Origin of the sequence: Actinoplanes sp. NPDC048791 (assembly GCF_040650095.1) — a bacterium.
Taxonomy (GTDB): domain Bacteria; phylum Actinomycetota; class Actinomycetes; order Mycobacteriales; family Micromonosporaceae; genus Actinoplanes.
Window position 1 is genome coordinate 1 of the sequence record NZ_JBEZGQ010001415.1, and the last position, 1724, is coordinate 1724.

A 1724-nucleotide genomic window follows, 5' to 3' on the forward strand; every position below is an offset into this window, starting at 1 on the left:
CGCACCCGGGTGCTGCGCGGCCACGACCCCAACGTGGACCGCGCGATCCTGGCGTACGAGCCGGACCCGCGGGCCCGCCGCGACCGCGCCCTGGCCGGGGTGATCTCGGAGCTCAAGCTGGTCAAGGACGAGTGGGAGATCGCCCAGCTGCAGGACGCCATCGACGCCACCGTGCGCGGCTTCGAGGACGTCGCCCGCGTCCTGCCGGCCGACCGCGGCGTCAAGGAGCGCCTGCTGGAGGGCGTCTTCGGGCTGCGCGCCCGGACGGACGGCAACGATGTCGGCTACGGCAGCATCGTCGGCTCCGGCGCGCACGCGACGATCCTGCACTGGGTCCGCAACACCGGCGTGACCAAGCCGGGCGAGCTGCTGCTGATGGACATGGGCGTCGAGGGCCGCACCTACTACACCGCCGACGTGACCCGCACGCTGCCGGTTTCGGGCACCTTCACCCCGCTGCAGCGCCAGGTCTACGACATCGTGCACGCCTCCCAGCAGGCCGGCATGGACGCGATCAGGCCCGGCGTCAAGTTCCGCGACGTGCACCTGACCTGCATGCGCGTGCTCGCCGGGGGCCTGCACGACCTCGACCTGCTGCCGGTGAGTGTGGACGAGGCGATGTCCGAGGAGTCCACGGTGTACCGCCGCTGGACCCTGCACGGCTTCGGCCACATGCTCGGCATCGACGTGCACGACTGCTCGGCGGCCCGCAAGGAGACCTACCGCGACGGCGAGCTGGGCCAGGGTTACGTCCTGACCGTGGAGCCGGGCCTGTACTTCCAGCCCGAGGACGAGCTGGTCCCGGAGGAGCTGCGCGGCATCGGCATCCGCATCGAGGACGACGTCCTGGTCACCGCCGACGGCTGCCGCAACCTGTCGGCCGGCCTGCCCCGCTCGGCCGACCAGGTCGAGGCGTGGCTGGCGTCCCAGCGCGAGGCCGGCCCACGCCTGCCCGAGTAACCCGTCCTAGGGGCGCGGCGCGTAGTCGGAGATCACGAAGCAGGTGGGGCCTTCCCCGCCGGCTGCCGGGTCGGTGCCGTCGGAGACGTCGAAGGTGACGGCGACCGGGTGGCCGTCCGCCGGGTCGGTCTTGACCGTCATCGCGCCGCCGTCGTCGGCCGCGGTCTGCGCCAGCTCCAGCAGGCCGCCCAGCGACGGCACCTCGATCTCCTCCTCGCCGGAGGCGGTCTTGCCGTCGACCCGCTCGACGCCGGCGACCTCGCCGGCGGTGACGGTGACGCGGTATCTACCCAGGGACGGGCCGCCCTCGCACTGCCGGTCGGCGACGAAGGCGTAGTCGGCCGGCTCGGTCCACGCCGGCGCCGAACCCGGCGCGACGAAGGTGGGCGGCGCCGCCGCCGGCTTGTCGTCCGTGCAACCGGCCAGGGCCGCGACGAGTGCGATGCCGCACAATGCCCGGGCGTACCGCACGGTGACCTCCGACCTCGAGAACGCCCGCCACCCGGCGGGCCGCGCCCATGTTCCCAGATCGGCGCAATGGCCGTGCACCCACCGCGGGTGACCCGCCACACGCTCATGGCGGCCGCGAATCGGACGATGGGTAAGACGTGGAGGAGCGCGCCCGGCTGACCGACGCGGTACGCCTGCGCCGGCTGCGGGAGACCGGCCTGCTCGAGGACGGCTGCCATCCGTCGCTCGACCGGCTGGCGTCCGCCGCGGCGCAGCAGGCCGGCGCCCCGGTGGCGCTGGTCTCGATGGTCGAC

2 protein-coding genes are annotated in these 1724 nt (G+C 73.7%); one reads left to right on the top strand and one right to left on the bottom strand.

Features of this window, described 5'->3' with window-relative positions; all coding sequences use genetic code 11:
* On the top strand, positions 1 to 960 hold a 960-nt coding region (locus AB0C29_RS46945; protein ID WP_360834673.1), incomplete at its 5' end, for a M24B family metallopeptidase.
* A gap of 6 nt (positions 961 to 966) precedes the next feature.
* Here the strand turns inward: AB0C29_RS46945 and AB0C29_RS46950 are convergent.
* Entirely contained in the window at positions 967 to 1431 is a 465-nt protein-coding gene (locus tag AB0C29_RS46950) for a hypothetical protein (protein WP_360834675.1), read from the bottom strand.
* Positions 1432 to 1724: the final 293 nt, after the last annotated feature.